This window comes from Blautia sp. CAG:257, assembly GCF_000433815.1.
Classification (GTDB): Bacteria; Bacillota; Clostridia; order Lachnospirales; family Lachnospiraceae; genus Blautia_A; species Blautia_A caecimuris.
On the sequence record NZ_HF999116.1, the window covers coordinates 2,003 to 2,574 of the forward strand.

Genomic DNA, 572 nt, shown 5'->3' on the forward strand with positions numbered 1-572 from the left:
GTGGTTTTTTCCGGAAAAAATCTATGAAAAAGCGGCTGAAGAAACCCGGGGGCAGGTGCTGATATCAGAGGGTGAACTGAAACTTGTTCCCTATCATGAGATCAGCAACGGTCAGACAAGGGATGGAACACAGGCCTTTCATGACCAAGAATATTCTTATCTGAAATCTGTAGACAGCAGCGGAGATAAAAATTCTCCATTTTATTTAAACAGTACATATATACCGGAACAGCAAATGCCTTCTGAATTGAATATAGAGCAAAGAGACGCCAGCGGGCATGTGGTAAGCCTTATGGCAGATGAGGATATTTTGGAGGGAGAGGCCTTTGCACAGGGAATGGGACTTTCCTCTTCGGATTTTAGTATTCAGAAGGTGGGGGGAGAGTTTCGATTCCTCTGTAAAGGAAGAGGACACGGACTGGGATTTTCTCAATATGGAGGGAATCAGCTTGCCAGGGAGGGAAAAAACTGGAAAGAAATTCTGGGAACATATTTTCCTGCAATGGAAGTTGCTGTATATGAAGAATAAAATTCCGGGAATAACGGCAAATGTTTATATACTGAAAGCTGTT

Annotated in this window: 1 pseudogene; it reads left to right on the forward strand. The window is 42.8% G+C overall.

Features of this window, described 5'->3' with window-relative positions:
- Positions 1-529 (forward strand): annotated as a pseudogene (locus QVP40_RS13005) (SpoIID/LytB domain-containing protein); the annotation flags it as partial.
- Between the last annotated feature and the right edge of the window lie 43 nt (positions 530-572).